Annotated in this window: 27 protein-coding genes, 1 tRNA gene and 3 pseudogenes; 17 read left to right on the forward strand and 14 right to left on the reverse strand. The window is 35.1% G+C overall.

Annotated elements, in window-relative coordinates; translation table 11 throughout:
* Nucleotides 1-52: 52 nt before the first annotated feature.
* The 6 genes from OPR60_RS06190 (at nt 53) to OPR60_RS06215 (ending at nt 3,654) form a co-directional block, all read left to right on the forward strand.
* Nucleotides 53-712 carry a JAB domain-containing protein gene (locus OPR60_RS06190; protein ID WP_012673223.1) on the forward strand — a complete coding sequence of 220 codons (660 nt, stop codon included), beginning with the start codon at nt 53-55 and terminating at the stop codon, nt 710-712.
* 103 nt (nt 713-815) lie between these two features.
* Nucleotides 816-1,148, forward strand: a complete 333-nt coding sequence (locus tag OPR60_RS06195) for a helix-turn-helix domain-containing protein (RefSeq protein ID WP_041582615.1) — start codon at nt 816-818, stop codon at nt 1,146-1,148.
* Between the two features lie 34 nt (nt 1,149-1,182).
* Entirely contained in the window at nt 1,183-1,554 is a 372-nt protein-coding gene (locus OPR60_RS06200) for a helix-turn-helix domain-containing protein (RefSeq protein ID WP_041582616.1), read from the forward strand.
* Between the two features lie 385 nt (nt 1,555-1,939).
* Complete coding sequence (locus tag OPR60_RS06205; RefSeq protein WP_406829797.1) at nt 1,940-2,626, forward strand: IS5 family transposase; 687 nt, start codon at nt 1,940-1,942, stop codon at nt 2,624-2,626.
* Complete coding sequence (locus tag OPR60_RS06210; RefSeq protein ID WP_265040271.1) at nt 2,614-2,775, forward strand: hypothetical protein; 162 nt, start codon at nt 2,614-2,616, stop codon at nt 2,773-2,775. The genes OPR60_RS06205 and OPR60_RS06210 overlap by 13 nt, the downstream gene beginning before the upstream one ends.
* A gap of 126 nt (nt 2,776-2,901) precedes the next feature.
* Complete coding sequence (locus OPR60_RS06215; RefSeq protein WP_265039965.1) at nt 2,902-3,654, forward strand: IS5 family transposase; 753 nt, start codon at nt 2,902-2,904, stop codon at nt 3,652-3,654.
* A 32-nt stretch (nt 3,655-3,686) separates the two neighbouring features.
* On the opposite strand, the gene OPR60_RS06220 is transcribed toward OPR60_RS06215, so the two are convergent.
* Nucleotides 3,687-4,670: an LD-carboxypeptidase gene (locus OPR60_RS06220; RefSeq protein WP_265040272.1), complete on the reverse strand. Its 984-nt coding sequence runs from the start codon at nt 4,668-4,670 to the stop codon at nt 3,687-3,689.
* Nucleotides 4,670-5,311, reverse strand: coding sequence for a lipoyl(octanoyl) transferase LipB (lipB, locus tag OPR60_RS06225; RefSeq protein WP_265040353.1), 642 nt, complete (start codon nt 5,309-5,311; stop codon nt 4,670-4,672). The genes OPR60_RS06220 and lipB overlap by 1 nt, the downstream gene beginning before the upstream one ends.
* A gap of 227 nt (nt 5,312-5,538) precedes the next feature.
* Between lipB and OPR60_RS06230 the strand changes: the two genes are divergently transcribed.
* The 3 genes and pseudogenes from OPR60_RS06230 to OPR60_RS06240 form a co-directional block, all read left to right on the forward strand.
* The gene (locus OPR60_RS06230) at nt 5,539-5,772 is read left to right on the forward strand and encodes a DUF6290 family protein (RefSeq protein WP_265040273.1); all 234 of its coding nucleotides are present in this window, start codon (nt 5,539-5,541) and stop codon (nt 5,770-5,772) included.
* 84 nt (nt 5,773-5,856) lie between these two features.
* Nucleotides 5,857-6,003 (forward strand): type II toxin-antitoxin system RelE family toxin, encoded by a 147-nt coding sequence (locus OPR60_RS06935; RefSeq protein ID WP_245611038.1) that lies wholly within the window; start codon nt 5,857-5,859, stop codon nt 6,001-6,003.
* 164 nt (nt 6,004-6,167) lie between these two features.
* A pseudogene (locus OPR60_RS06240) lies at nt 6,168-6,419 on the forward strand (GIY-YIG nuclease family protein); the annotation flags it as partial.
* 21 nt (nt 6,420-6,440) lie between these two features.
* On the opposite strand, the gene OPR60_RS06245 reads toward OPR60_RS06240, so the two are convergent.
* Nucleotides 6,441-7,193 (reverse strand): IS5 family transposase, encoded by a 753-nt coding sequence (locus tag OPR60_RS06245; RefSeq protein WP_265039650.1) that lies wholly within the window; start codon nt 7,191-7,193, stop codon nt 6,441-6,443.
* A gap of 76 nt (nt 7,194-7,269) precedes the next feature.
* Between OPR60_RS06245 and OPR60_RS06250 the strand changes: the two are divergent.
* Nucleotides 7,270-7,485: pseudogene (locus OPR60_RS06250) on the forward strand (phage portal protein); the annotation flags it as partial.
* A gap of 54 nt (nt 7,486-7,539) precedes the next feature.
* On the opposite strand, the gene OPR60_RS06255 reads toward OPR60_RS06250, so the two are convergent.
* A complete protein-coding gene (locus OPR60_RS06255; protein WP_065094783.1) occupies nt 7,540-10,083 on the reverse strand; it encodes an AsmA family protein in 2,544 nt (847 codons plus the stop codon).
* A gap of 3 nt (nt 10,084-10,086) precedes the next feature.
* Nucleotides 10,087-11,574: a murein biosynthesis integral membrane protein MurJ gene (gene murJ / locus OPR60_RS06260; RefSeq protein ID WP_010962984.1), complete on the reverse strand. Its 1,488-nt coding sequence runs from the start codon at nt 11,572-11,574 to the stop codon at nt 10,087-10,089.
* A gap of 150 nt (nt 11,575-11,724) precedes the next feature.
* Between murJ and OPR60_RS06265 the strand changes: the two genes are divergently transcribed.
* The 6 genes from OPR60_RS06265 to OPR60_RS06290 all read left to right on the forward strand — a co-directional run bounded on the left by OPR60_RS06265 (nt 11,725) and on the right by OPR60_RS06290 (nt 18,236).
* Nucleotides 11,725-11,800: transfer RNA gene (locus OPR60_RS06265), tRNA-His, on the forward strand.
* A gap of 187 nt (nt 11,801-11,987) precedes the next feature.
* The gene (mnmG, locus tag OPR60_RS06270; RefSeq protein WP_265040274.1) at nt 11,988-14,075 is read left to right on the forward strand and encodes a tRNA uridine-5-carboxymethylaminomethyl(34) synthesis enzyme MnmG; all 2,088 of its coding nucleotides are present in this window, start codon (nt 11,988-11,990) and stop codon (nt 14,073-14,075) included.
* A gap of 8 nt (nt 14,076-14,083) precedes the next feature.
* Entirely contained in the window at nt 14,084-15,865 is a 1,782-nt protein-coding gene (locus OPR60_RS06275; RefSeq protein ID WP_265040275.1) for an aminopeptidase P family protein, read from the forward strand.
* A 120-nt stretch (nt 15,866-15,985) separates the two neighbouring features.
* Entirely contained in the window at nt 15,986-16,351 is a 366-nt protein-coding gene (locus tag OPR60_RS06280) for a hypothetical protein (protein ID WP_065094787.1), read from the forward strand.
* A 419-nt stretch (nt 16,352-16,770) separates the two neighbouring features.
* Entirely contained in the window at nt 16,771-17,415 is a 645-nt protein-coding gene (locus tag OPR60_RS06285; RefSeq protein ID WP_065094789.1) for an alpha/beta hydrolase, read from the forward strand.
* Between the two features lie 5 nt (nt 17,416-17,420).
* Nucleotides 17,421-18,236 carry an SDR family oxidoreductase gene (locus tag OPR60_RS06290; RefSeq protein WP_065094788.1) on the forward strand — a complete coding sequence of 272 codons (816 nt, stop codon included), beginning with the start codon at nt 17,421-17,423 and terminating at the stop codon, nt 18,234-18,236.
* A gap of 373 nt (nt 18,237-18,609) precedes the next feature.
* Here the strand turns inward: OPR60_RS06290 and OPR60_RS06940 are convergent, their stop codons facing one another.
* Both OPR60_RS06940 and OPR60_RS06295 read right to left on the reverse strand, forming a co-directional pair.
* On the reverse strand, nt 18,610-18,732 hold the full coding sequence (locus tag OPR60_RS06940) for a hypothetical protein (RefSeq protein WP_406829580.1): 123 nt from the start codon (nt 18,730-18,732) through the stop codon (nt 18,610-18,612).
* A gap of 36 nt (nt 18,733-18,768) precedes the next feature.
* Nucleotides 18,769-19,362 carry an IS5 family transposase gene (locus OPR60_RS06295; RefSeq protein WP_406829801.1) on the reverse strand — a complete coding sequence of 198 codons (594 nt, stop codon included), beginning with the start codon at nt 19,360-19,362 and terminating at the stop codon, nt 18,769-18,771.
* 329 nt (nt 19,363-19,691) lie between these two features.
* On the opposite strand from OPR60_RS06295, the gene OPR60_RS06300 reads away from it, so the two are divergent.
* Nucleotides 19,692-20,504: a transposase family protein gene (locus OPR60_RS06300; RefSeq protein WP_406829725.1), complete on the forward strand. Its 813-nt coding sequence runs from the start codon at nt 19,692-19,694 to the stop codon at nt 20,502-20,504.
* A 125-nt stretch (nt 20,505-20,629) separates the two neighbouring features.
* Here the strand turns inward: OPR60_RS06300 and OPR60_RS06305 are convergent, their stop codons facing one another.
* From OPR60_RS06305 to OPR60_RS06335, 7 genes and pseudogenes are all read right to left on the reverse strand, one after another.
* Entirely contained in the window at nt 20,630-21,382 is a 753-nt protein-coding gene (locus OPR60_RS06305) for an IS5 family transposase (protein WP_265039632.1), read from the reverse strand.
* A gap of 81 nt (nt 21,383-21,463) precedes the next feature.
* Nucleotides 21,464-21,995, reverse strand: a pseudogene (locus tag OPR60_RS06310) (DUF6444 domain-containing protein); the annotation flags it as partial.
* A gap of 205 nt (nt 21,996-22,200) precedes the next feature.
* Nucleotides 22,201-24,474 (reverse strand): polyribonucleotide nucleotidyltransferase, encoded by a 2,274-nt coding sequence (pnp, locus tag OPR60_RS06315; RefSeq protein WP_265040276.1) that lies wholly within the window; start codon nt 24,472-24,474, stop codon nt 22,201-22,203.
* 14 nt (nt 24,475-24,488) lie between these two features.
* Nucleotides 24,489-24,761: a 30S ribosomal protein S15 gene (gene rpsO, locus OPR60_RS06320; protein WP_006279944.1), complete on the reverse strand. Its 273-nt coding sequence runs from the start codon at nt 24,759-24,761 to the stop codon at nt 24,489-24,491.
* 12 nt (nt 24,762-24,773) lie between these two features.
* The gene (locus tag OPR60_RS06325) at nt 24,774-24,968 is read right to left on the reverse strand and encodes a hypothetical protein (RefSeq protein WP_265040277.1); all 195 of its coding nucleotides are present in this window, start codon (nt 24,966-24,968) and stop codon (nt 24,774-24,776) included.
* Nucleotides 24,956-25,708, reverse strand: a complete 753-nt coding sequence (locus OPR60_RS06330) for an IS5 family transposase (protein WP_265039632.1) — start codon at nt 25,706-25,708, stop codon at nt 24,956-24,958. The genes OPR60_RS06325 and OPR60_RS06330 overlap by 13 nt, the downstream gene beginning before the upstream one ends.
* A 26-nt stretch (nt 25,709-25,734) precedes the next feature.
* Nucleotides 25,735-26,478 carry a collagenase gene (locus tag OPR60_RS06335; protein ID WP_265040278.1) on the reverse strand — a complete coding sequence of 248 codons (744 nt, stop codon included), beginning with the start codon at nt 26,476-26,478 and terminating at the stop codon, nt 25,735-25,737.
* Nucleotides 26,479-26,512: the final 34 nt, after the last annotated feature.

The raw sequence follows: 26,512 nt of genomic DNA on the forward strand, positions 1-26,512 counted from the left end.
CGTCAGAAAGCTGGCGTTGAATTTGTATATAATGTTGACCTTGGAGGTTTTTATGAATAATAGTGAGAGAAAAGAAAAATTGGAAACTCGCATTTTATCAAGTAGAGGCAGGTCTTTACTTGACCATGAGCTACTGGAACGTACTCTATCTGAATGTGAAGAAGGAAGAGAAGTGGCCAAAAAGCTAATAGAGCTCTTTAGTAGTTTAGGAAGGGTAATTAACGCTGACTTTCATGAGCTAAAAAATGTTACAGGAATGAATGATGGAGCAATAGCAAGTATCTTTTGTCTGAAAGAGATTTTCGATAGGATACTGAAAGGTAAGTTAAAAAAGCTGTCGATTCTTGATAACAGAGAAGAGCTACTAAAATACTTTAAAACAGCAATAGGGCAGTCACGAAAGGAAAGCTTGCGAGTAATATACTTAGATCGAAGTGGTCATTTGATATACGAGTATATTCAAGACTGTGGAACTATAGACAGAGTACCTCTATATGTGAGAGAAATAATCAAACAGGGATTACTGATCGATGCATCATCTATTGCAATTTCACATAATCATCCAAGTGGAGATACAGAACCATCAAAGGAGGATGAGGATAACACACTTACATTAGCTGCAACCTGCGAAAATGTAGGAATGAAATTAATAGATCACATAATCGTAACACAGAAGAGCCACTTTAGTTTTTATGATAGTGGTTTATTGTAATCTGTAGACCGGAAGGAAAGTTCTCCAACTTTCCTTCTTTTTTTCTACTTCATAAATTAAAAAATTCAATATAAGCTTGAGCAGCTAAAATTAGTAATGAAAGGTGGAATTAGGCAAAAAAATAAAAGAACTTAGATTATACTGTGGTTTAACACAAACTGAGTTGGGAAAGAAAATAGGCGTTTCGTATAGACAAATACAAAGGTACGAAAATAGTTCAAACCAAATTTTGGCCAGTAGGCTATACGACTTAGCAAAAGCACTATCGATTAATGTGGCTGATTTTTTTACTGATGTGCATGTCGACTCACATGAAACTTATGATGAAGAAATACTAAAATTAGTCAAAGGATATAATGAAATTAAAAGCAAAAGGTTACGTAGCGTAGTTTATATATTGGTAAAATCTTTTTCTCAAAGTTACAATGAGAGTTAGTATTGCTTCAATACCTCAGTTAATATATTAATAAATGATTGTACAAGATGAACAACATCCTATTGATAAACAAATAGGTGAAAGAATAAGGAAGAGAAGGTTAATATGCGGTTTTAGCCAAAGAGACTTAGGAAAAAAGCTCGGAATTTCATTTCAGCATATACAAGGATATGAAACTGGAGAGGTAAGGCTTGTAATTGATAGATTGTATAATTTGGCAGAAGCTTTGTCCGTTGATATGTCATATTTTTTTACCAAAGCTTCTGAAGACTTACACGATAAGGCCTTTTGTAGCGATGTGGGTAGTGAAGAAATATCAAGGCTAGTGAGGGAATACAGGAAAATTAAGGATGAAACGTTGCGTGATATTGTGCATTCAGTGATAAAAGCGCTTGCCAATAAATAATATTGCCTGAATATATCTTCAATCCACTTCTACAAGCAATGCTAGTTAAGGTAAATTTTTTATGGTAATTTTGATTAAATTTCAAGAACTACTTTACTTTGCAATAATTATGGCTATGTAAAAACATAGCCACCAATCAAGAACGTCCTACAGATGTCGTTTTGGTATCTTTTAATTTGCTCACCCAAGAAAAGGTCTCACTACTTTTAGAATTTTGGTCGCCCCACCTTCCACATCTAGGCTCTGTGGACAAAAAATATGAAAAGAGAGAAAAAGATGGTAGTTTAGTCTAATAGGTAAAAAATGGAGAAACTACCATATGCAATATTACATCAAAGAGGAAAATTGGAAATAAATTTTAGAGTTCATAAAAAGCGTAAAAGGAATGCACAGCAAAGATGAAAAACGTTTAAGAATATTCATAGAGGCAGTGTGGTACATAGTGCGAAGTGGTTGCCAATGGAGACTTTTACCAAAAACTTATGGTAATTACAGGAGTATACATAAGCGATTTAAAAGATGGTGTGAAAGAGATGTCTGGAAAAAATTGCTTGAATATACTAAACAAGAGCCTGATTTAGAAGTTGCTATAATCGACGGTACGATCATCCGAGCCCATCCATGTTCATCTGGATATACAAAAAACTCCAAGGATCAAGAAGCTTTAGGGAGGAGCAAAGGTGGCTTTACAACTAAAATACATGCGCTTGTCGATGCACTTGGAAATCCACTTAAATTTACTCTGACTCCTGGTCAAAGAAATGAAATTACGCAGGCACAAGTGTTGACCGAAAGTATCTATAACTCTACTGTAGTAGCTGACAAGGGCTACGATAGCAATGCCTTTGTTACAAGTCTTGAAGACAAGGGATGTACAGTAGTTATTCCGCCAAAACGGAATCGAAAAGTGCAAAGGTATTACGATGAGCATATCTACAAAGAACGTCATTTGATTGAGTGTTTTTTTGGTAAAATTAAAAATTTTAGGCGCATTTTTTCCAGATTTGATAAAACTGCTGAGGTTTTTATTGGTTTTCTCAATTTTGTTGGAGCTCTTGTATGGCTTCTCTAAAATTTTGTCCACAGAGCCTAGTAAAGCTGCCTTTTTCCACTACTTCTTTAACAGACATTCCACCAAATAAACAACCCTTTCCTACGATTTCTCCTATTTCTTGCAACTCGTTCCACATTTCTTCATCTTCTACCTCAACTTGTACTTGATGATAGTCTTCTGTGTCATGATATACCATTAAATTTAGCTCTCCTAGGCTCTGTGGACAAAAAATATGAAAAGAGAGAAAAAGATGGTAGTTTAGCCTAATAGGTAAAAAATGGAGAAACTACCATATGCAATATTACATCAAAGAGGAAAATTGGAAACAAATTTTAGAGTTCATAAAAAGCGTAAAAGGAATGCACAGCAAAGATGAAAAACGTTTAAGAATATTCATAGAGGCAGTGTGGTACATAGTGCGAAGTGGTTGCCAATGGAGACTTTTACCAAAAACTTATGGTAATTACAGGAGTATACATAAGCGATTTAAAAGATGGTGTGAAAAAGATGTCTGGAAAAAATTGCTTGAATATACTAAACAAGAGCCTGATTTAGAAGTTGCTATAATCGACGGTACGATCATCCGAGCCCATCCATGTTCATCTGGATATACAAAAAACTCCAAGGATCAAGAAGCTTTAGGGAGGAGCAAAGGTGGCTTTACAACTAAAATACATGCGCTTGTCGATGCACTTGGAAATCCACTTAAATTTACTCTGACTCCTGGTCAAAGAAATGAAATTACGCAGGCACAAGTGTTGACCGAAAGTATCTATAACTCTACTGTAGTAGCTGACAAGGGCTACGATAGCAATGCCTTTGTTACAAGTCTTGAAGACAAGGGATGTACAGTAGTTATTCCGCCAAAACGGAATCGAAAAGTGCAAAGGTATTACGATGAGCATATCTACAAAGAACGTCATTTGATTGAGTGTTTTTTTGGTAAAATTAAAAATTTTAGGCGCATTTTTTCCAGATTTGATAAAACTGCTGAGGTTTTTATTGGTTTTCTCAATTTTGTTGGAGCTCTTGTATGGCTTCTCTAAAATTTTGTCCACAGAGCCTAGTGAGCTATCAGCTATGTGTAGTTAACATTTTGCACGTCCATAAAAAACAAACCTTCTTTTTCGTCTTGAACGCTAATAATAGCGTGAGTGTTAAAAGGTAAAGGATCATTTGTATGTCCATGGCCTACCCCTTTTATTGTAAATACAGGAAAGTTAACACTTTTTGCAAACCTTTCTTTTACAACTTCAACAAGGTTATCGTTATAGCAGTTAACGAAATCCCCAAAGATTACTGCATGTACTCCATCAAAGATGTGGGCTTGTTTTAGGTGATCTAAACTGCGCTCTATTGCATATGGGTAAACTCTTATGTCCTCTAAAAATAGAATTTTACCTTTCGCATTTATTTGCCAAGCGGTTCCTATACTATTTTCAACTAGAGTCATATTACCACCGATGATTTTAGACTCTAATCTGCCATCTTTTAGTCTAATGCCATTATTTATCGTCTTTAGGTTATCAAATCTGATAGAATCCCGCTTGTTAAGAATTAACTCTTTCAATTTTTCAACAGAGCTTTCAGAAATGGAGTTATTTACTATCATTTCCAACATGGTGCCGTGAAGAGTTTGCCAATCATATTTAGCTTGTAGATGGATGTGCAAGGCAGTTATATCGCTATAGCCTATGAGGATTTTTTTGTTTTGAGCAATCCTTTCTTTTTTATCATTGGGTAACTTTTCTAGATAGGGAATTAACCGAGAAGCCCCTTCTCCTCCTCTGATACACCAGATTATTTTACTATCATTAGTTAGTGCACTAATCAAATCATTTGCTCTGAATTCATCAGAGTTGGAATAAAATGGATTATCATTACTATATATTTTCTCCGAAATATGGGGATTAAAATCCAAAGCTTCTACATATTCTTTTATAGTAGTCAGATCTGATTCTTTTCCCTTCGAAGAAGGAGCAATAATATCAACTTGGTCGATTGCATGAATACTTGTGTTAGCACATAAAGTGAGAATGAAATATAAAAGATAAACAATCATTAAAATATCTTATAAAACTCTTTTTTTAGTATATCATCCAATTCAGAGAGTGGAACTTTCACTCCTAGTTCTTCCATTGACGTGACGCCATAACCTTGCAACCCACAAGGAATAATACCCTTATAGTGAGAGAGGTCTGGAAAGACGTTAAGCGCTATGCCATGATAAGTTACCCATTTTCTTAAACGGATACCAAAAGCTGCAATTTTTTTTTCTACTTCGTTATGGTTTACCCAAATGCCTATTCTATCTTCTCTAAACTCTCCAAGTATATTAAATTGCTTTAAAACATTTATGATCCACTTACTTAGATCTCTAATATATAGCTTTATATCGCATTTGTTTCTTTTTTTAAGGTTTAACATTAAATATATAATGCGCTGTCCTGGACCATGATATGTGTGTTTACCACCCCTTCCTGTTTTATATATGGGAAATAGTTTTTCAACAATATCATCAGCTGTTGCACTGATTCCTGCAGTGTAAAGTGGAGGGTGCTGGAGTAGCCATACCAATTCGTCTGCTAAATTATTGTGAATTTGTTGAATTTTCTCTTCCATAGATTTTACAGCACAATTATAATCAATAAGCTGATTAGATATTAGCCATTCTGTCATGTTCAATTTCTTTTTTTTTAGTATAGCAGTTCGTTTTTTCCTGTTATTCCAGTGTGTGACACTGAGCGCAGCCTTCCTTATTCCTAATATACTTAATACTAACTTCTATGCTATTTCTCCTTAACAAACATAGTACATGACAAATGTTTAATTATTTGTCAACACAGGTCCTCTTTACGTATAGGCAACTTTTTTTATTGAAAAATTCAGAAAAATGTTGTATAATTATTAGTAGATTTTAGGTAAAATATATGGCAAACTCAAAATCTAGCATAACTTTCAACAACGAAATTTCAGAGTGTCTTGCTGGACTGGCTAAAATAAGAAATAAGTCCATTAAAGAACTAGCAGAGAAGCTAATACAAGAAGCAATTGAAAATGAGGAAGATAAAATACTAATTGAGCGTGCTGCTAGACGTAATGTTTCAGGTGTGAAGAAAATTAGAAGTGAGGATGTAGACTGGAATACAATATTATCTTCATAGAAAGCGTTCTTGAGAAAGACCTTCCAGCTCTTCCAAAAACAATAAGATTAAGGATCATAAATGCGATAAATAAGCGCCTTACAGTTGAACCTTGGTGAGTCATTATATTACAGATTTAAAGGACAAAAAAGATTAAGGGTAGGTGATTATCGCGTTATCTATTCCGTAAATATTATAAAATATGAAGTGGTTATCACAGAGATAGGACACAGAAAAGACATTTATAAGTAAGTACATCATATAAACATTAAATATATTTTGTATCCGTTCAGCAGAGTGGCAAAATAGGTAGACAAGGTGATCTAAAAAGATAATCATAGAGTAAATGTGAGGTAAGTCCTTACAATAAATGGTGCCATCCCAGTGCCCAGACACTGGGATCCAGGTTACTATATATGAAAAGTTATTATGTTTATATACTTGCAAGTGAACGAAATGGAACCCTGTATATAGGTATAACATCAAATTTAATCAAACGAATTTGGGAGCATAAAAGCAAAGCCATTTCCGGTTTCACGTCAAAGTACAATGTTAGTAAATTAGTCTACTTTGAGGAGTTTCAAGACATAAATTTAGCAATTAGTAAAGAAAAGCTTCTAAAAAGCTGGCAGAGAAAATGGAAAATAAACTTAATTGAAAAAACAAATCTAGGCTCTGTGGACAAAATTTTAGAGAAGCCATACAAGAGCTCCAACAAAATTGAGAAAACCAATAAAAACCTCAGCAGTTTTATCAAATCTGGAAAAAATGCGCCTAAAATTTTTAATTTTACCAAAAAAACACTCAATCAAATGACGTTCTTTGTAGATATGCTCATCGTAATACCTTTGCACTTTTCGATTCCGTTTTGGCGGAATAACTACTGTACATCCCTTGTCTTCAAGACTTGTAACAAAGGCATTGCTATCGTAGCCCTTGTCAGCTACTACAGTAGAGTTATAGATACTTTCGGTCAACACTTGTGCCTGCGTAATTTCATTTCTTTGACCAGGAGTCAGAGTAAATTTAAGTGGATTTCCAAGTGCATCGACAAGCGCATGTATTTTAGTTGTAAAGCCACCTTTGCTCCTCCCTAAAGCTTCTTGATCCTTGGAGTTTTTTGTATATCCAGATGAACATGGATGGGCTCGGATGATCGTACCGTCGATTATAGCAACTTCTAAATCAGGCTCTTGTTTAGTATATTCAAGCAATTTTTTCCAGACATCTCTTTCACACCATCTTTTAAATCGCTTATGTATACTCCTGTAATTACCATAAGTTTTTGATAAAAGTCTCCATTGGCAACCACTTCGCACTATGTACCACACTGCCTCTATGAATATTCTTAAACGTTTTTCATCTTTGCTGTGCATTCCTTTTACGCTTTTTATGAACTCTAAAATTTGTTTCCAATTTTCCTCTTTGATGTAATATTGCATATGGTAGTTTCTCCATTTTTTACCTATTAGGCTAAACTACCATCTTTTTCTCTCTTTTCATATTTTTTGTCCACAGAGCCTAGAAAATATTATCTGTCACCTGAATTCTTGGCTGATACCAAGATTTGGTGAAGATCTGTGCTTGTCGTATGACAAAGATGCAATAGAAATTCTCATGGAAAAGAGACAAAAGTTGTGGAAATACGTAGAAAACGCAAGCTTCATGACGCTCAACGAAAAAAGAGAAGCTTTTGGCTTGCCACCACTGCCAGGTGGTGATGAGTTAGGTTAAGTTTGTATCCGTTCAGATGAGTTTATTGTCCCCTAAATCGTACACCTAAGTAAATTAGCTATTCCTCTTGCCAACCAGAGCGATGAAGATTTGGTCTACATCAAAACTCATCTTAGGACGCCAAATAGGGCCATCCAAATGCATATCGATATAGATTGGATTACTATAGTTTGGTGGTATGAAAAAGAACCTGAATATAGAAACTAAAGCGAAGTTAGATAAGGTTAAATTAGAAGAGATCGACCCTGATGCTTGATCAATCCCGAACTGTAAACTAGTTGAACATATACCACTCTTAATACTTGCTTTTCCGCTAATATTTTCAAAAAATGTCTTGCCATTATATATATCAACATAAGCAAGTGTGGAAATTTCAGATTTATTCTTACTGCTTAACAAATTAGTGATAAATGAATTAAAATCCACATTAGTAAATTCTATTCCCTGCGCTTGTAAATTTACATCTCCTGATAAGCTATTAGCCCAATCATGAAAACTTTTTCCTTGAGTTTTGATTTCACCACTTAAGCTTATCTGACCATTTACATTGTCAATTCCTATAACCTTACTAATCTTTTTAGTGTCAAAATTGGAAATGAAAAATTTTGTGTGCATTGAATCTGATCTTAAATAACCCTGAAAAAACACTTGCCCGTGTCCTAGTACGTAACTTATCTGCCTGATAGTGATAGTGTTGTTTCTAATCACCGCATCCAAATTAAAATCTTTCAAAACATTCTGCTCGGTTTTAAATTCTGTAGTATTGATTTGCACATTTGCATCAAAGCCTTCTTTGTCATCCAAAAAATCAAGCTGCTTTGTTGACCATTGAATTTGATCTATCTCATTTCTTGAATTTCTTTTTACCTCTACTAAATTCGGTAATTTAAAGATATTTCCATTAAATTTACTGCCCGTAAGGTTAACATCTAATAAAGGTTTGGCGTATTTTTGATCTGCTAATATTTTTGCATTACCGGTAATATCGAAATCTTCTCCATATAGCTTTATTTTATCTGCAACCAGCTTACCTTTTTCCATTTTTAGCAAAAAATCCAAATTTTTAATTTTCGTATCATTCAATGTAAAGTCATTAACACTGGCCTTTATATTTGCATCATACTGAAAATTTTTCAGCCATTGCATTTTAGATAAACTGCTAAATAATGAATGATCATATTTATCTGCATCAAGATTATGCATACTAAATTCACCATTGATCACATTGTGTTTTTTTGTGTGGCTTACTCTAATTGACCCTTGCAAGGATTCCTTATTATTTAGCAGTCTAATGTCTGAGATAGATAATATTCTTGGTGCAAGGTGCAATTTAGAACTTAGTGTAAATTGATTTTTCTGGTTTTCTTTCATCTTTATAGAAGGGAAAAAACATGAAATGAATGACTCAAAATCACCTCCTTCGACTAATAAATCACCGTCGAATTCAGATAGGGCATTATTATTTGAGATCTCTCCTGATAAGTAAGATATATTATTGATTCCAGGAAATTTAAGAAGCGTATTAACTTTTACTTTACCATCAGTGGATTTTAGTACAGCACGGAAATTGTCCAATATTTTGTTTTGATATTGAATGTTAGAAGCTTCCATATTAAAATTTAAGCTCAAGTTCTTTGGCACAACTGCTCTAAAACATTCCAGAAGATCCTTCATATTCATTGTTTTTTGTAAATCATCTTGCATGAAATCTAAGTCAACTTTACTGAAGCTAATATTGAAATTAGTGTGATTGCCTTTTCTATCATTTTGTATTGTACCGCTGGCTTGCATGCTTTTGGAATCAATTTTTAAGTCAGTTGCCGTAAACTCACTTTCATTAAGACTTATATTGGATGATATCTTGATATTTTCGCTAGGAATAACACAAGAGAGAAAGCTAAGATTAATGATTTTTGCTAAATCACTCACAGAACCGGAACTGTTATTAATTGTTAATGTTAAATTACCCTGGAGTTCTTCTTGATTTCTATTACCTGTAAATAGCAAATTTACAAAATTTGATTCAACACTAATGTGTACATTCCTTTTTGTGATATTAACCTTTCCTGAAAAATCGTAATTATTATCACCTACCTTTACTTTACCAAAAAACTGCTTATTTTTTTTTACAGCAACTTCCTTTATGTTAACAATATCAGCGAAATCATTCTTGAAACTTACTTGGCTGTCTTTTATTACTATATCGACTGTGTTACCACTGGCGTTTGTATTTATAATATTAAGTAAATTTTCTTTGTTGCTTTTCATGCCAAACAATGTGATTGACTTTGGTTGCAACGAAAATAAAAACAACGATAGGAACGATGGCCTTATTTCAATTTTTCTTACACTAATTAAATCTGACAACTTTTGCTCTTTATTTTCGTTGTATTGTACGTATACATTATAAATAGTGAGCTTTGGGGTAATCAACGAAACTTTAATTTTTCCCCCAATATGCACTTTAGCATCATACGTCTTCTCTAACTCTTTTATGATATATTTCCTGTAGCCACTCCAATCCTTAAAAGTTGCAGCAACATGCATGAGAATTAATAGCAGCGAGATTGATAATATAGCATATAAAGAAAGTCTCATAATTTACACATGCTTAAAGTTTCCCTTAAATATTAAATAGAGAATACCAAAATAAACAATAACACTCAAAGCTATTAAAGTCGTTAAATAAACAATACGAGCCAACATTTTATCAAAAAATAATCCTGCCAACAAAGAATTAAAAATATAAAGGGCTATTGACATGACTGCCGTTGCTACAAAAATTTTCATGACATTTAACAATAACGCTTGGCTAACCTTATACATTTTATTTATTGTTAAATAACTAATTAATAGAATAGAGTTTATCCAAGTGGAAACGGAAGTAGCAATAGCAATCCCCGTATGCTGATACTCGTTCATTAACAAAAGGTTTAGCACTACATTAATTCCAAGACACATTAGCGAAAATATGGTTGGTATTTTCAGATTGCCTTTAGCAAAAAATGTAGGTAGCAATACTTTATTTATAATAAATGCAGGTAAAGAAAGAGAAAATGCTATTAAAGTGGGAACAGTTTGCTGCACTGCATAATGATCAAACCGGCCGTAAGAAAAAAGCGTAAGTAAAATTATGTCGGGAATAATGATAAAGGCAGCAGTTGTTGGCATAATTAACATTAATCCTATGTTGAGAGCCTTGTTCTGTATTTTGACTATATTTTCAGTATTATCCACCTGTTTTGAAATTAAAGGAAGAAGCACTGTGCCAATTGCAGTACCGATTATTCCCTGCGGTAGTTGATTTAGTCTATCGGCATAATATATATAGGACACCGCATTTGGTATAAAACTCGCCATGATTGTATCAATCCATAAGCTTATTTGAGTTACACAATTGTTGATAATTGCAGGTATCACACGCTTAAAAAATAACCTTACTTCATTGCTTAATTCAAGGCTAAAAGAAAAAGCTGCCTTTAACTTGTATGCACTAAATAGTATCAAAAGTAGCTGGAAAATTCCTCCTATAAGGACAGCTATAGAAAGGTTGTGCGCTGGAGTTTTTACGTAAGGCACAAACAAACTGATGATTAAACAGAGATTCAAAACGATTGGTGCAATAGCTGTTGAAGCAAAATGCTGCTTTACTTGCAGCATTCCACCAATAAGTGATGCAATTGAAACAAAGATTATATAGGGCATCATAATTCTTGATAAAGTAACAGTAAGGGTAAACTTACTTTGGTCAAATCCAGGAGCAAAAATTTGAATCATATAAGGGGAGAAAGTTTGCATGATAAGGCAAAAAATTACTAAGATAATAAACGTAATGGATATTACACTACTTGCAAAATTAAATGCCTTTTTATTATCATATGATTCTGTCGAATATAATGGTATGAATGAGGTAGTGAACGCTCCTTCTGCAAAAAATGCTCGAAATAGATTGGCAAAGCGAAACGAAGAAAAAAATATGTCTGCAAGAGAGTTTGCACCAATAACCGTAGCAATCAATACATCTCTTATTAACCCTGAGATCCTTGAAATAGCCGTAAAAAAACTAAATGTGAAAATACTTTTAAACATACCACTACTTCATTAGTGTCAATACAATTAACTATAATGGTAAAAGTATCAATGAAAATATTTATTGGCTAAACTTAAAACCCTCTGCAAAAGGAGAGTTAAATAATCAATTGACTATTTGCGCTCGTATGTTAGATATTTTATATCTTGGCGGGCGTAGCTCAGTTGGTAGAGCGTCAGTTTGTGGTACTGAATGTCGCCAGTTCGATCCTGGTCGCTCGCCCCACTAAAACCCGATAATTTGAAAAACCGTCATCCCGCTGCTTGTTAGCGGGATCTAGAGATACCGTGACGGTATGACGTGAGTTAGCTATACATTGGCCACTGATGATTGAAATAGTTAATTACTGTAAAATTTGACATTAACCGCTAATAGTTAGAATATTAGTAGAGTAAGAATTACTCAAGAAGGCATGCATAAATATGATGTAGTAGTAGTAGGTGGTGGTCATGCAGGGTGCGAAGCTGCAGCAGCAGCAGCTCGCCTTGGTGCAAACACGCTGCTTATAACTCATAAAATTTCAACTATAGGAGAAATGTCCTGCAATCCAGCAATCGGAGGAGTTGCAAAGGGCGTTGTAGTCAGGGAAGTTGACGCTCTTGATGGAATAATGGGAAGAGCAATCGATCAAGCAAGTATACACTCAGTCATTTTAAATAGCAGCAGAGGTGCAGCAGTATGGGGCCCGCGTGCACAGGCAGACCGAAAATTATACAAGCAAGCAATACAGGAAATTATTCTAAATTATAATAATTTGACGGTAAAAGAAGAGTCGGTTGACGATTTTCTTATAGAGAGTAATAACAATGGAGAATTGTGCATTAAAGCTGTAATAACAAGCTCAGGGGAGCATATACTGACAAGTAAAGTCGTTCTAACTACAGGGACTTTTCTGCGGGGTGTGATTCATATAGGAGAGCAGGTAACTCCTTCAGGGAGAATGGGAGATAAGCCTGCCGTAGAACTTGCAAATACGTTGAAGAAATATAATTTTAAATTAGGTAGATTGCGTACCGGAACTCCGCCAAGGCTTGATCGTGGCACTATAAACTGGTCAATATTGCAAGAACAAGTGGGTGATAGTCCACCTGTGCCGTTTTCTTACTTAACAGAAAAAATTAACCAACCTCAGGTATCATGCTTTATTACTCATACTAACAAAAATACACATAGAATAATTCGAGAGAACCTTCACAGGTCAGCTTCTTCATATTTGGATGATATTATAGCACCAAGATACTGCCCATCAATTGAAGTTAAAGTTAAAAAATTTGCAGAAAAAAGTAGCCACCAAATATTTTTAGAACCAGAAGGGCTGGATGATGATACTGTATACCCAAACGGAATTTCAAATTCATTGCCTGTTGAAGTGCAGCGTGAAATGATAAAGAGTATTAAAGGACTTGAAAATGCAGAAATATTGAGGTCTGGATATGCAGTTGAGTATGACTATATTGACCCACGAGAGCTGTTTCATACTCTTGAAACCAAGAAAGTCAAAGGTCTATATTTTGCCGGCCAAATTAATGGCACTACTGGATATGAAGAAGCAGCAGGGCAAGGAATTATTGCCGGAATTAATGCAGCACTCTCTGCATCTGAAAAAAAAGAAAGCTTTGTTCTCCATCGTACAGATTCGTATATCGGCGTAATGATAGACGACCTGGTCACCAAAGGGGTGATCGAGCCTTATAGATTATTTACCTCACGTGCAGAATATAGGCTAGCTATCAGGTCAGACAATGCAGATAGAAGATTAACACAAAAAGGTTATGATATTTCCCTTGTTTCGCATGAGAGATACTCTGTTTTACAGAATAAACTTGAATCCATTAAGCAGCTTGAAGAGAAGTTAGGGAGTCTGACGATTACTCCTGAGCAGCTTAGGTCTTATGGTATCAAAATATCTTATGATGGGATAAGAAAAACGGCACTAGATCTACTTAGCTACCCAAATATCGACTGGAATAAATTACAAGAAATATGGCCGGAGTTAAGCAGCGTCACGCGCTGCACAACGGATACTGGATCCTCTTCCGTCATCTCAGGACACTCTCATGTCATCCGAGTAGCTGACACTGGGATCCAGCACTGGAATGATAACAAAACGGATGCAGCTGACACTGGAAAAAATGTAGATTCCAGCGTCACGCGCTGGAATGACAAAATGGAGTGCTGGAATGACGCCGCAGTGGGTAGCATAACTAAGAATGAAATATGCGAAGCGGTTGAAATTGAAGCAAAATACAAACCTTATCTAATAAGACAAGAAGCAGATATGAAGTTTTTACGAGAAGAAATCAATACTCAAATTCCAATCAACTTCAACTATTCACAAGTTAAAGGCTTGTCAAGTGAAGTAATAGAAAAGTTGCAGACGATAAAACCAGCAACAATTGGCATTGCAAAGCAAATACAAGGCATCACTCCCGCAGCGATAGTTAGCATATTAGTGTATTTGAGAAACAGGAAAACGAAAGTAGCTGCTAATTTTGTGTGAGGTATTCCATGTCAAAAATCAAAGAATTTCGTTCTTTTATGCACGAAATAAACGTTGATGCATTTGTGTTGCATACTAAAGACGAATATTTAAATGAATATTCAGACGAGTTAACCAAGTTATGTGGCTTCACAGGAACAAATGGGCTGCTCATTGTTACAAAAAACAACAAGTGCCCATTTTTTACAGATGGACGCTATATCACACAAGCTCACAATCAGCTCGATCAGGGCAATTTTCAAGTATATAATATACAAGAAGAGGATCCACGCGAATGGATAAAAGCAAACTTAACATCGACTGCCTCACTAGGTTATTATTTGCAATATTTTACCATAGAAGATATAAGAAAGTATGAGAATATCTGTAAATTAATACCCTGTTTAGCTGGAAAAAAAAGTGACTATCGAAAACAAGCAGTGATTTTACATTCTATTAAATATGCTGGTGAAAGTAGTAAGGACAAATGTGAAAAAGTCGCTAAAAGTATAGATAAAGAAGCTGAAGCAGTGCTTTTAACTGATCCAAATTCAATTTCATGGTTATTAAATTTAAGAAATGAAAATGCTAAATATACTCCATGTATATTGGGCCGTGCTATATTGTATAAAAGCGGTAATGTTGATTTGTTTATTCAAGATAAAGAACATTCAACTGTAGAAGCAAATTTAGGCAATCATATAAATATTTTTGATATTAGTGAGCTAGAAAATTCGCTGCACAAGCTAAATTCAATAGTTATAGATCCAAGCACAACTCCAATGAGTATCATGGCTGTAATAAAAGATAAACAGGTAGCTGAGAGAGAAGATCCTTGTCTAATTTATAAAGCAGCAAAAAACCAAACTGAAATAGCTGGGGCTATAAATGCGCATATCAGAGATGGAGTGACAGTTACAAACTTCCTACATTGGCTTACTAATAGATTTACTGTCATCCGAGTAGCTGACACTGGGATCCAGGAAAAAAACATAGATTCCAGCGTCACGCGCTGGAATGACACCAAGGAAGATGATAATTATTCAGATAAGAAGTTCAATGAAATGACAGAATTAGAAGCTGAAGAAAAGATTTTAGAATACAGAAAAGAGCAGAATTTGTTTAAGCAACTAAGTTTTCCAATAATTTCAGCATTTAATGAGAATGGGGCAATAATTCACTATCGTGCAAGCAGTAAGACGAATAAAGTAATTCAGAAAGATGGACTGTATTTGATTGATTCTGGTGGTCAGTACCTTGACGGCACAACTGATGTGACAAGAACTGTAGCAATTGGCAATCCAACTGATGAACAAATAACCCGCTATACAATAGTATTGAAAGCGCACATTGCTGTAGCAAGTGTCATCTTTCTTCCTGGCACTACTGGTGGAGAATTGGATATATTGGCACGTACTCATTTATGGAAATTTGGAATGGACTATATGCATGGTACAGGGCATGGAGTAGGAAGTTACCTATCAGTACACGAAGGACCACAAGCAATATCAAAGGGAAATAAAGTGAAACTCACGCCAGGCATGATACTTTCCAACGAACCTGGTTATTACATTCCGGGAGAGTATGGAATAAGAATTGAAAATCTGATGTATGTTGACAGACAAGAAAATGGCTTCTTAAACTTTAAACAACTGACCTCTATTCCGTATGACAGAAGGCTAATAGACGTGCAAATGCTTACTAAAGATGAAATTGAATGGATAAATGACTATCATCGATTTGTCTATAAAAACTTAGAAAATAGCGTCAAAGATAAGGAGTGGTTAAAGAAAGTATGTGACCCTTTATAAGCAAAGGAGCATTTTTTATTGTTTAAAGAGTATTAATGCAATTGTGATGAGTATTTTGTATTGTTTTTAATTTAAAAACAATATATAATAGAAAATCGATATTTTCAAGTAGGTGTAATTATGACAGGTAAAGTGCAAGAAGATGAATTTATGAAGCAGTATATGGATACTTGCAAAGAGCAAATAGAAAAATTAGCCAAGGATCCTGAATTGCTTAATCAGACTTTAAAACCATTTATGCAAATATCTCAGCAGCTTATGGCTGGCAGTATGTTAGAAGGCGCTATGCCTAACATGATACCTGATTTGGGTGGTATGGATATCAACAAGATGATTGCTCAGATGAAGGAAATGATTGACTACATAAAAGGTAACTATAAGGAACTGATGAAAGAGCGCAGCTCGCAAATTCAAGAGCTTGATGAATCCAGTAAGAGGCTAAGAGGTTTAGTTAAAAAATTGATAGAAAAGATCGAAAGTAAATAAATAATATCTAACGCGAGTCTCTTCTGTCATTTTATGTACAACTTTCTAGTTGGACGGTAAGTCGAGGTCAATTATTGATATCATGAAAGTAGCTGACACTGGTTCCTTTATGACGGCAGTGCTCAGAGGTGTCATCCCAGCACCCCTATGATGTCATCCCAGTGCCTTGACTACTTGGATCTAGAAAAATTGATTGTGCACTATGCAACATTTTCGATCAAAAGCTGGATTCCAGTGTCACGCACTGGAATGACATCATTTATTATGCAACATCGTGTCACATTGCAACGTTCGTACAGTTGTGCGCGGTATCTCAGCCGCTAACGAGTAGCGGAATGACGAATTTGTCGTTTTTCAAATTGGTTTTACAAATTTGAAAATTAGTGTTAAATAAAGATATAAATGCAAAAGGAAAAGAGATGATTAAACTTAACGGCCCAGAAATTTGTGCAGATGGAAATAAGAAAAATTTGATTATTTTTTTACATGGTTGGGGCTCAAGTGGTGATAATTTTGTTCACCTTGCTAAAGTTATGAGCAAGTTTTTACTGGGTTCATGTTTTGTAGCACCCAATGCTCCGTTTAAGAGAGAAATAGGTGACGGTTATCAGTGGTTCAGCTTGGAAGATCGTAGTGAGGAGGCGCTATATAATGGAGTAAAAAATGCTACATCAATTGTAAATCATTTCATTGATACAAAATTAAAGGAGCTTAATTTAAAAGATACGCAACTTTCTTTAGTTGGATTTTCTCAAGGAGCAATGCTTGCAATACATACAGCTCTTACCCGCTCTCAATCCTGTGCATCAGTTGTTGCATACTCTGGTAGGTTTCTTTCACCTTCAAAAGCTGCACCAGAGATCAAATCAAAACCTAACATATGTGTTATCCATGGTGATGCTGACGACGTGGTACCTTTTTCGTCTCTCGACTTAGCGGTTAAAGCTTTGAAAGAAAATGGAATAAATGTTGAAGGGCACCCAATTCATGGATTAGGGCATATTATTAATGAAGAGGGGATAAAATTAGGAGTAGAATTTATCAAGAAGAACTTTAAAAATTAATTTTCATGCACTTGTTTTGCTTTGGTTATGGATATGTAGCTAAATTTTTATCGAAAAAATTACTGAACTTAGGTTGGAAAGTCAGTGGCACATCAAGAAGTAAAAATATACAAAATGTAATCCTCTTTAATTATGAGAAAGTTAGTCAAGATCTGCTTAAAAGCGCAACGCACGTTTTAATTTCTATTCCTCCAGATGGCGATGATGTTGTGGAGAGATACAGTGATTGCCTGCAAAATGTCAAATGGTTCGGTTATTTGTCTGCAACTAGCGTCTATGGTGATCACTCTGGTAATTGGGTGAATGAGGAATCTGAAACACAACCTATAGAAATCAGAGGAGAAAAGCGCCTTAAATCTGAAAAGAAGTGGCTAAATAGCAGATTGCCTGTACATATTTTTCGCTTAGCTGGAATATACGGCCCTAATAGGAACGTGTTAATTGACTTGCAGCTTGGCAAAGCAAGAAATGTGAAAAAGGAAGGGCATTTTTTTTCTCGTATTCACGTTGAAGATATATCGAATATTCTATTTTCTTCCATGCAAAACATAAAACCTGGTGAAATATACAATTGTGCAGACGATTTACCCACTACACAATCTGAAGTGGTAATGTATGCAACCAAACTTCTCAATGTTAGCCCTCCAGAGCCAATTGAGGTTTCTTCCTTACCAGATTATGCACAGAGTTTTTATTTAGGATCAAAAAAAGTAAGTAATGTTAAAATTAAAAAAGATCTTAATGTCTCTCTAATTTACCCTAACTACAAGGTGGGATTAGAAAGTTTGCATGTAAAAAAAACTGAAATCACATCAGAATGATAGATAGGCTTATTGTCACTGCCATTAAGTTAAGGAAAGAATGGTTAAAAACTGAACTAAAAAGTCAGAAATAATTAAGGATTTATGACAAATGCTGAAACAGAATAGAGTAAACTTTAAAGCAGATAAACTCTGAAGTGTAAATTACTTAAGAAATAGTGACCTTACCCAGAAAAAGTGGAGAGAAAGAAAAGAGTTTTTTCGGGTAAAATAAAATTTTGGAGGATTAGAAATGGCAAGAGAATATACGGCAGAATTCAAATTGGAAGCTGTTAAACTGGCAAATGAACAAAGAAAGGCAGGTCAAACAATTACAAAAATAGCAAAGGATTTAGGAATAAAGGGTGGTTTATTAGGCTCTGTGGACAAAATTTTAGAGAAGCCATACAAGAGCTCCAACAAAATTGAGAAAACCAATAAAAACCTCAGCAGTTTTATCAAATCTGGAAAAAATGCGCCTAAAATTTTTAATTTTACCAAAAAAACACTCAATCAAATGACGTTCTTTGTAGATATGCTCATCGTAATACCTTTACACTTTTCGATTCCGTTTTGGCGGAATAACTACTGTACATCCCTTGTCTTCAAGACTTGTAACAAAGGCATTGCTATCGTAGCCCTTGTCAGCTACTACAGTAGAGTTATAGATACTTTCGGTCAACACTTGTGCCTGCGTAATTTCATTTCTTTGACCAGGAGTCAGAGTAAATTTAAGTGGATTTCCAAGTGCATCGACAAGCGCATGTATTTTAGTTGTAAAGCCACCTTTGCTCCTCCCTAAAGCTTCTTGATCCTTGGAGTTTTTTGTATATCCAGATGAACATGGATGGGCTCGGATGATCGTACCGTCGATTATAGCAACTTCTAAATCAGGCTCTTGTTTAGTATATTCAAGCAATTTTTTCCAGACATCTCTTTCACACCATCTTTTAAATCGCTTATGTATACTCCTGTAATTACCATAAGTTTTTGATAAAAGTCTCCATTGGCAACCACTTCGCACTATGTACCACACTGCCTCTATGAATATTCTTAAACGTTTTTCATCTTTGCTGTGCATTCCTTTTACGCTTTTTATGAACTCTAAAATTTGTTTCCAATTTTCCTCTTTGATGTAATATTGCATATGGTAGTTTCTCCATTTTTTACCTATTAGGCTAAACTACCATCTTTTTCTCTCTTTTCATATTTTTTGTCCACAGAGCCTAGGTGGTAAATCACCGGAAAGTAATGAAGGAAATCCAGGGGAAGATACTGGTACACAACAGAAAGAAAAACAAGAAGGTAATGCTAAAGAAGAAACACAAACAAGTACTAATTCAACTGTAAGTATTAAAGAAGAAGGAAAAAACTATAGACCTGCTGCAAAAGGTGATTGAAAAAATGATGTGAGAGGGGTAGAAGAAGAATAAGCAGATCAAGTAAGGAAAAAAAATGAGCTTTAGTTACTATAATATGAAAAAACACCCAAGAAACTTTCGTAATATAACAGGTTTAAGTATAGAGGAGTTCGAAAAAGTAGTAGAAAAAGTGAGGTCTGGATGGAAAAAACTTGAAAAACAGAAAAAGTGTCATGGTAGAAGATCAAAACTACCAACTCTGGAAGATAAGTTGTTTTGCGTAATTTTGTACTATCGCACTTACATAACACATAGATTTTTAGGATGCCTATTCAATGTGTACAACGCAAATGTATGTAGGTTACTTAAGAGAATAGAGCCATTACTCGCCAAAAAAGTGACTATAACAAAAGATAGAAGTATGACGCCAGAAAAAATACTGAAGATTTTGGCTGATGTTACAGAACAGCAAATACAGAGGCCAGAAGATAGTAAAAAACGGAAGAAATCATATTCAGGAAAAAAAAGAACCAACACTATGAAAACTGAGATTATTATCGAAGAAGGAGGAAGAATTTTATCAGTGTCAAAGTCATACCGTGGTAGAATTAGTGATTTTCGCATAAGGAAACAAGAAAAATATTTACCACTTGATAGCATAAAACATGCTGATTCTGGATATCAAGGTTGGCAAAAATTGCAAAGCAATGTTATAATTCCATATAAAAAGTATCGTAAAAAGCCATTAACTCCAGAGCAGAAAGAGCATAATAGAAGGTTAGCATCATTTAGAATGAGAGTAGAAAATAAGATCCGAGAGATAAAGATATTTAAGATTATGTCGAATGTTTATCGCAATTTTCAGAAAAAATATAACTTGAGGTTCAATATTATTGCTGGTATTGTAAATCTTAAGCACGCCTTTTAGTTAACCTTGATTTTATTCACCCTCCTTTCCTTTTTTTTATCGCTTGATTCGCAGCAGGTCTTATGAAATAATGTTACCTGAAATTGATAATTTTCTATCACAAGCTAGGCTCTGTGGACAAAATTTTAGAGAAGCCATACAAGAGCTCCAACAAAATTGAGAAAACCAATAAAAACCTCAGCAGTTTTATCAAATCTGGAAAAAATGCGCCTAAAATTTTTAATTTTACCAAAAAAACACTCAATCAAATGACGTTCTTTGTAGATATGCTCATCGTAATACCTTTGCACTTTTCGATTCCGTTTTGGCGGAATAACTACTGTACATCCCTTGTCTTCAAGACTTGTAACAAAGGCATTGCTATCGTAGCCCTTGTCAGCTACTACAGTAGAGTTATAGATACTTTCGGTCAACACTTGTGCCTGCGTAATTTCATTTCTTTGACCAGGAGTCAGAGTAAATTTAAGTGGATTTCCAAGTGCATCGACAAGCGCATGTATTTTAGTTGTAAAGCCACCTTTGCTCCTCCCTAAAGCTTCTTGATCCTTGGAGTTTTTTGTATATCCAGATGAACATGGATGGGCTCGGATGATCGTACCGTCGATTATAGCAACTTCTAAATCAGGCTCTTGTTTAGTATATTCAAGCAATTTTTTCCAGACATCTCTTTCACACCATCTTTTAAATCGCTTATGTATACTCCTGTAATTACCATAAGTTTTTGGTAAAAGTCTCCATTGGCAACCACTTCGCACTATGTACCACACTGCCTCTATGAATATTCTTAAACGTTTTTCATCTTTGCTGTGCATTCCTTTTACGCTTTTTATGAACTCTAAAATTTGTTTCCAATTTTCCTCTTTGATGTAATATTGCATATGGTAGTTTCTCCATTTTTTACCTATTAGGCTAAACTACCATCTTTTTCTCTCTTTTCATATTTTTTGTCCACAGAGCCTAGCCACTTCACGCTTTGAGTTTTTGTAAAATCCGCTGAGTGCTGCAATTATAGACTTAACCCTTGGACCAAATGTATCTGGCGTAACACCTTCTGGTAACTTGCTACTTTTTCTTTTTCTGCATCTCCGACAACGACCATGTTCCAATTACTACATAAGGCCTAATTTCCGGAAGATCAACTTTTTGGTGCACATAAGGTTTTTCGCATATTACAAGCTCTCCTCCGCATTCGCAAATATTAGGCAACTCTATTTTTACTACTTTATCCGCTTCCATTGTGGCATGAAAATTTCCTTTATGCCCAACCTGATCGCCAACATTCCTTTCGCTTTTTGGCTTGTCCTTTTTTGTTTTGTACAATTCTTTAGAGCTCGGTAGAGATGAATTTTTCGAGTTTAAACCAAGCCTTTCCTTTAATTCAGCGTTCTCTATCTTTAAAGCTTTATTTTCTGCTTTTAAGTTTTCTATCTCTGCTTTCAGTTTTTCTATTTTTTGCTGTAAATTTTTGCAAAGTTCTAAAAGGTTTACCACATTACCTCACTTTTGCTCTATGATTATCTTTTTAGATCACTTTGTCTACCTTATTCTACCACTCCGCTGAACGGATACCTTGGGTTAGCTATAGCTAACACCACAATTGTACTAACATTGTGATTTGAGAACAACCTTCACCAGAAAGGGTGTCATTCCAGTGCTTAACACTGGAATGACGAGAGGTAACGCAAGAAGTTTACTCTTAATAAAAACCTGATGATGAATCATTATTACCAAATTTCGGCCTATTTCTGTTGCTGAAACCAGAACGAGGACGAGGAGGCCTCTTATGGTGACTTCCTCCAGGTTTTCTACTAAATGAATTATTGTAATAATTATCCCTGTCATTTGGACCATCTTTCCTTTCCTCGTTGTAAAGCTCACCTTCAAAAAACTCTCCCGTCTCTTGATCAACCCGACGTCTTGACAACTTTGGACACCCACCTTTTTCGAAGTCAATTACTAGTGCTTTGAAAGTATCATCTTGTTTAAGTACGCTCTCTATAGAATCTATATGTTCATTAGCTACTTCACTTATGTGCATTTTTCCTTTTCTGCCATTAAGAAATTCAAGCTCTACAATAGACTTCTCTATTCTTACAACCTTGACATCAACTATAGAACCTTGTTCTAGTTCTGTTATTGAATCAATCATCATACTCTTTGCAATTTCAGCTTCAGTGCCACTCGTAGCAAAAACAGAAACTTTACCATCATCTCCTATTTCAATTTTTGCATTACTTCTTTCACACACACTGCGTATATTTTTCCCCTTAGAACCTATAGCAGCAGAAATTTTGTCTTTATCTATGTAAAATGATAACATCCTTGGTGCATGGTCTTTGACATCATCACTGTGTTCTGAAATCACTGCATTCATTTTTTCTAAAATATGTAATCTTCCAGCTTTTGCCTGTTCTAAAGATTTTTCAACAATTTCAAAGCTTATACCAGAAATTTTCATGTCCATTTGTAGCGCCGTAACCCCTTCACTAGTTCCTGCTACTTTAAAGTCCATATCACCAAGATAATCTTCATCACCAAGTATATCGGAAAGTATTACATACTCGTCTTTATCTTTGATGAGACCCATAGCAATTCCAGCAACAGGGGCCTTTATTGGCACACCCGTATCCATTAAAGCAAGAGAAGTCCCACAAACTGTTGCCATAGAAGAAGAACCATCAGACTCCAAAATTTCGGACACTACTCTTATTGTATAAGGAAATTCAGACTTATCGGGTAAAACAGGATGAATTGCTTTCCAAGCAAGTTTGCCATGACCGATTTCTCTTCTTCCTGGTGCACGCGCAGCAGAAGTTTCTCCAACAGCAAATGAGGGAAAGTTATAATGCAACATGAAATGCTCACGTCTATCCCCTTCAATATCATCCACAATTTGCTCATCTTGAGTGGTGCCAAGAGCAGTAACAACCAGTGCCTGAGTATTGCCTCTTGTAAATAGTGCAGAACCGTGAGTTTTGGACAGAATATCAACTTCAACTTCTATCTGACGTATCTCATCATGCTTACGACCGTCTATCCTTACACTTTTCTTCCTAATTATTTCACGTACTAAAGATCTTTCAAAGTTTTTTACTGCACACGTAATTAACTTTTCGTCTTTTCCAGTTTCTTTAAGAGTATTCAATATATTCTCTCTGATCGCTTCTAGAGCTTGAACTCGCTCTCGTTTTACTGTTTGCAAATATGCTTTTTCAAAATCTTTACCGTATTTTTCGAGCTCTTGTGTTATATCTGATGCATCAATAGGGGCAAAGCTCTCAGGTTTATTGCCAATTGTATCAGCAAACTCTTTTATGAGCTTAATGACAGGCTTAAGGTGTTCATGGCCAAATTTTATTGCATTAAAAACATTTTCTTCAGAGAGCTCTTTCACTTCTGATTCAACCATTAAAATTGAATTTTCATCACCAGACAAAAACAGATCCAAGCTGCTTGCTTTCATCTCTTGAACAGAAGGGTTGAGTATATAGTTATTATTTTCATCACAACCAACCATCACTCCAGCTATAGTAAAGTGAAAGGGAACACCAGAAATTGCAAGAGCTGCAACAGCACCAATCAATGCTGGCACTTCAGGAGGATTGACTGTATCATAAGTTAATAGATTGCACACCACACTAATTTCATCATGAAATCCTTCTGGGAATAGTGGTCTTATACTTCTATCTATTACTCTTGAGATTAAAGTTTCTCTATCAGATGGCTTGCCTTCTCTTTTAAAAAACCCGCCAGGGATCTTACCCATGGCATAGCTTTTTGCGATAAACTGCACATTTAAAGGTAGGAAATCAACGCTTTCTTCCTTCTTTTTATGTACAACAGTTACTAAAACAGAAGTATCACCGTAATTTACAACTACTGAACCATGAGCTTGGCGTGCTATTTTTCCTGTTTCTAAAGATAAGGCACGACCACCCCACTCTATAGATTTTTTTATAATTTTAAACATATTAAATTCCTCGATTATTTTCTAATGCCTAACTTCTCTATTAATTCCTGATAGGCTTCATTACCAAATTTACGCTTTATATAATTTAAGTGCTTGCGTCTTCTACCTATCAATATAAGTAAACCACGCTTAGAGTGATGGTCATGCTTGTGCACTTTAAAATGCTCAGTTAAGTTACTGATCCTCTCGGTCAAAATTGCACATTGTACAAAAGATGAGCCTGTATCATCTTCTTTAATTGCATATATATTTATCAAACTCTTTTTCTTTTCGGATGTTATCGACATCTAAACCTCATTTTAAATATTAAAAACACGAATAGGTTTCACACAACCATAAATAAAACTGCAGATTGCAATAGGTACACTACCCACCACCGTACAACAAATATCATGATTCTTTAAATTACGCAAGTTATTTAATACAACTTCCTGACCTTTTCTGATTTTCCCCGCATCTTCTAGGCTCTGTGGACAAAATTTTAGAGAAGCCATACAAGAGCTCCAACAAAATTGAGAAAACCAATAAAAACCTCAGCAGTTTTATCAAATCTGGAAAAAATGCGCCTAAAATTTTTAATTTTACCAAAAAAACACTCAATCAAATGACGTTCTTTGTAGATATGCTCATCGTAATACCTTTGCACTTTTCGATTCCGTTTTGGCGGAATAACTACTGTACATCCCTTGTCTTCAAGACTTGTAACAAAGGCATTGCTATCGTAGCCCTTGTCAGCTACTACAGTAGAGTTATAGATACTTTCGGTCAACACTTGTGCCTGCGTAATTTCATTTCTTTGACCAGGAGTCAGAGTAAATTTAAGTGGATTTCCAAGTGCATCGACAAGCGCATGTATTTTAGTTGTAAAGCCACCTTTGCTCCTCCCTAAAGCTTCTTGATCCTTGGAGTTTTTTGTATATCCAGATGAACATGGATGGGCTCGGATGATCGTACCGTCGATTATAGCAACTTCTAAATCAGGCTCTTGTTTAGTATATTCAAGCAATTTTTTCCAGACATCTCTTTCACACCATCTTTTAAATCGCTTATGTATACTCCTGTAATTACCATAAGTTTTTGGTAAAAGTCTCCATTGGCAACCACTTCGCACTATGTACCACACTGCCTCTATGAATATTCTTAAACGTTTTTCATCTTTGCTGTGCATTCCTTTTACGCTTTTTATGAACTCTAAAATTTGTTTCCAATTTTCCTCTTTGATGTAATATTGCATATGGTAGTTTCTCCATTTTTTACCTATTAGGCTAAACTACCATCTTTTTCTCTCTTTTCATATTTTTTGTCCACAGAGCCTAGGTAGTCTCTTAATAAACTAGGATCTTTTTCCTGTAAGTACATTATCAACGCATGACCTGTTTTATAAACCAGGCTATTTGCTTCGCTGTCCTTTGAGTATTCTAAACTTAAAATTTTATCTAAATCCAGATTTGCAGCTTCAGTTTTGTCGATACTTGATCCTTGAGAATTGAATTTATGATCTGAATGATGCTCAAAGTAATCTGCAATTCCTTCCATTAATACTGTAGGTAAAGATTTGCCTCCTGTAGCCAAGTAAGTTAAACCATGTGCAAATTCATGCTGAAGATTATGAACGCCACCTTGTTGGTAGACGTACATTTCAGCAAAAACATCAGCTTTCCCTTTGTAGTAACATTTACCACCTTCGTCTCCAAGGTAAGAACCGAAACGCTCGCTTCCGCCAAGGTGAGTGTAATCATCCTTGTCATCAAACATGTAAATTTTAAATGTTTGTTCTGAACTGCCGCGTTCTAACTCGAATGCGTTTTTAAAATTAGTAGCTGTTTCTCTTATCTCACTTTCAATGTTAGCAACTTTACTTGCTCTTAAATTGTGAGAATAAACCTCTACTTTAATATTTAAATCTTCAACTTCTATAACATGTGGCGAATTAAACCCTTTGCCGTTATTGTTGAAATATTCTGCTTTAGTTATATTTTTATTTACTTGTTGACTAATTGTCATAATTTTAACCTCTAATTTGCTGATCTTTCAATAT

The organism is Wolbachia endosymbiont (group A) of Trypoxylon clavicerum (assembly GCF_947251665.1).
In the GTDB taxonomy this organism is placed as follows: domain Bacteria; phylum Pseudomonadota; class Alphaproteobacteria; order Rickettsiales; family Anaplasmataceae; genus Wolbachia; species Wolbachia pipientis.

What these genes read in the sequence shown, in the direction of transcription:
- OPR60_RS06295 (WP_406829801.1), bottom strand. Translation starts at nt 19,362, where the DNA reads ATGCAATATTACATCAAAGAGGAAAATTGGAAACAAATTTTAGAGTTC.
- OPR60_RS06230 (WP_265040273.1), top strand. Translation starts at nt 5,539, where the DNA reads ATGGCAAACTCAAAATCTAGCATAACTTTCAACAACGAAATTTCAGAG.
- murJ (WP_010962984.1), bottom strand. Translation starts at nt 11,574, where the DNA reads ATGTTTAAAAGTATTTTCACATTTAGTTTTTTTACGGCTATTTCAAGG.
- OPR60_RS06245 (WP_265039650.1), bottom strand. Translation starts at nt 7,193, where the DNA reads ATGCAATATTACATCAAAGAGGAAAATTGGAAACAAATTTTAGAGTTC.
- OPR60_RS06210 (WP_265040271.1), top strand. Translation starts at nt 2,614, where the DNA reads ATGGCTTCTCTAAAATTTTGTCCACAGAGCCTAGTAAAGCTGCCTTTT.
- OPR60_RS06305 (WP_265039632.1), bottom strand. Translation starts at nt 21,382, where the DNA reads ATGCAATATTACATCAAAGAGGAAAATTGGAAACAAATTTTAGAGTTC.
- OPR60_RS06190 (WP_012673223.1), top strand. Translation starts at nt 53, where the DNA reads ATGAATAATAGTGAGAGAAAAGAAAAATTGGAAACTCGCATTTTATCA.
- OPR60_RS06205 (WP_406829797.1), top strand. Translation starts at nt 1,940, where the DNA reads ATGCACAGCAAAGATGAAAAACGTTTAAGAATATTCATAGAGGCAGTG.
- OPR60_RS06325 (WP_265040277.1), bottom strand. Translation starts at nt 24,968, where the DNA reads ATGGCTTCTCTAAAATTTTGTCCACAGAGCCTAGAAGATGCGGGGAAA.
- OPR60_RS06275 (WP_265040275.1), top strand. Translation starts at nt 14,084, where the DNA reads ATGTCAAAAATCAAAGAATTTCGTTCTTTTATGCACGAAATAAACGTT.
- OPR60_RS06255 (WP_065094783.1), bottom strand. Translation starts at nt 10,083, where the DNA reads ATGAGACTTTCTTTATATGCTATATTATCAATCTCGCTGCTATTAATT.
- OPR60_RS06200 (WP_041582616.1), top strand. Translation starts at nt 1,183, where the DNA reads ATGATTGTACAAGATGAACAACATCCTATTGATAAACAAATAGGTGAA.
- OPR60_RS06280 (WP_065094787.1), top strand. Translation starts at nt 15,986, where the DNA reads ATGACAGGTAAAGTGCAAGAAGATGAATTTATGAAGCAGTATATGGAT.
- rpsO (WP_006279944.1), bottom strand. Translation starts at nt 24,761, where the DNA reads ATGTCGATAACATCCGAAAAGAAAAAGAGTTTGATAAATATATATGCA.
- OPR60_RS06220 (WP_265040272.1), bottom strand. Translation starts at nt 4,670, where the DNA reads ATGATTGTTTATCTTTTATATTTCATTCTCACTTTATGTGCTAACACA.
- OPR60_RS06215 (WP_265039965.1), top strand. Translation starts at nt 2,902, where the DNA reads ATGCAATATTACATCAAAGAGGAAAATTGGAAACAAATTTTAGAGTTC.
- mnmG (WP_265040274.1), top strand. Translation starts at nt 11,988, where the DNA reads ATGCATAAATATGATGTAGTAGTAGTAGGTGGTGGTCATGCAGGGTGC.
- OPR60_RS06300 (WP_406829725.1), top strand. Translation starts at nt 19,692, where the DNA reads ATGAAAAAACACCCAAGAAACTTTCGTAATATAACAGGTTTAAGTATA.
- pnp (WP_265040276.1), bottom strand. Translation starts at nt 24,474, where the DNA reads ATGTTTAAAATTATAAAAAAATCTATAGAGTGGGGTGGTCGTGCCTTA.
- OPR60_RS06330 (WP_265039632.1), bottom strand. Translation starts at nt 25,708, where the DNA reads ATGCAATATTACATCAAAGAGGAAAATTGGAAACAAATTTTAGAGTTC.
- OPR60_RS06335 (WP_265040278.1), bottom strand. Translation starts at nt 26,478, where the DNA reads ATGACAATTAGTCAACAAGTAAATAAAAATATAACTAAAGCAGAATAT.
- OPR60_RS06290 (WP_065094788.1), top strand. Translation starts at nt 17,421, where the DNA reads ATGCACTTGTTTTGCTTTGGTTATGGATATGTAGCTAAATTTTTATCG.
- OPR60_RS06285 (WP_065094789.1), top strand. Translation starts at nt 16,771, where the DNA reads ATGATTAAACTTAACGGCCCAGAAATTTGTGCAGATGGAAATAAGAAA.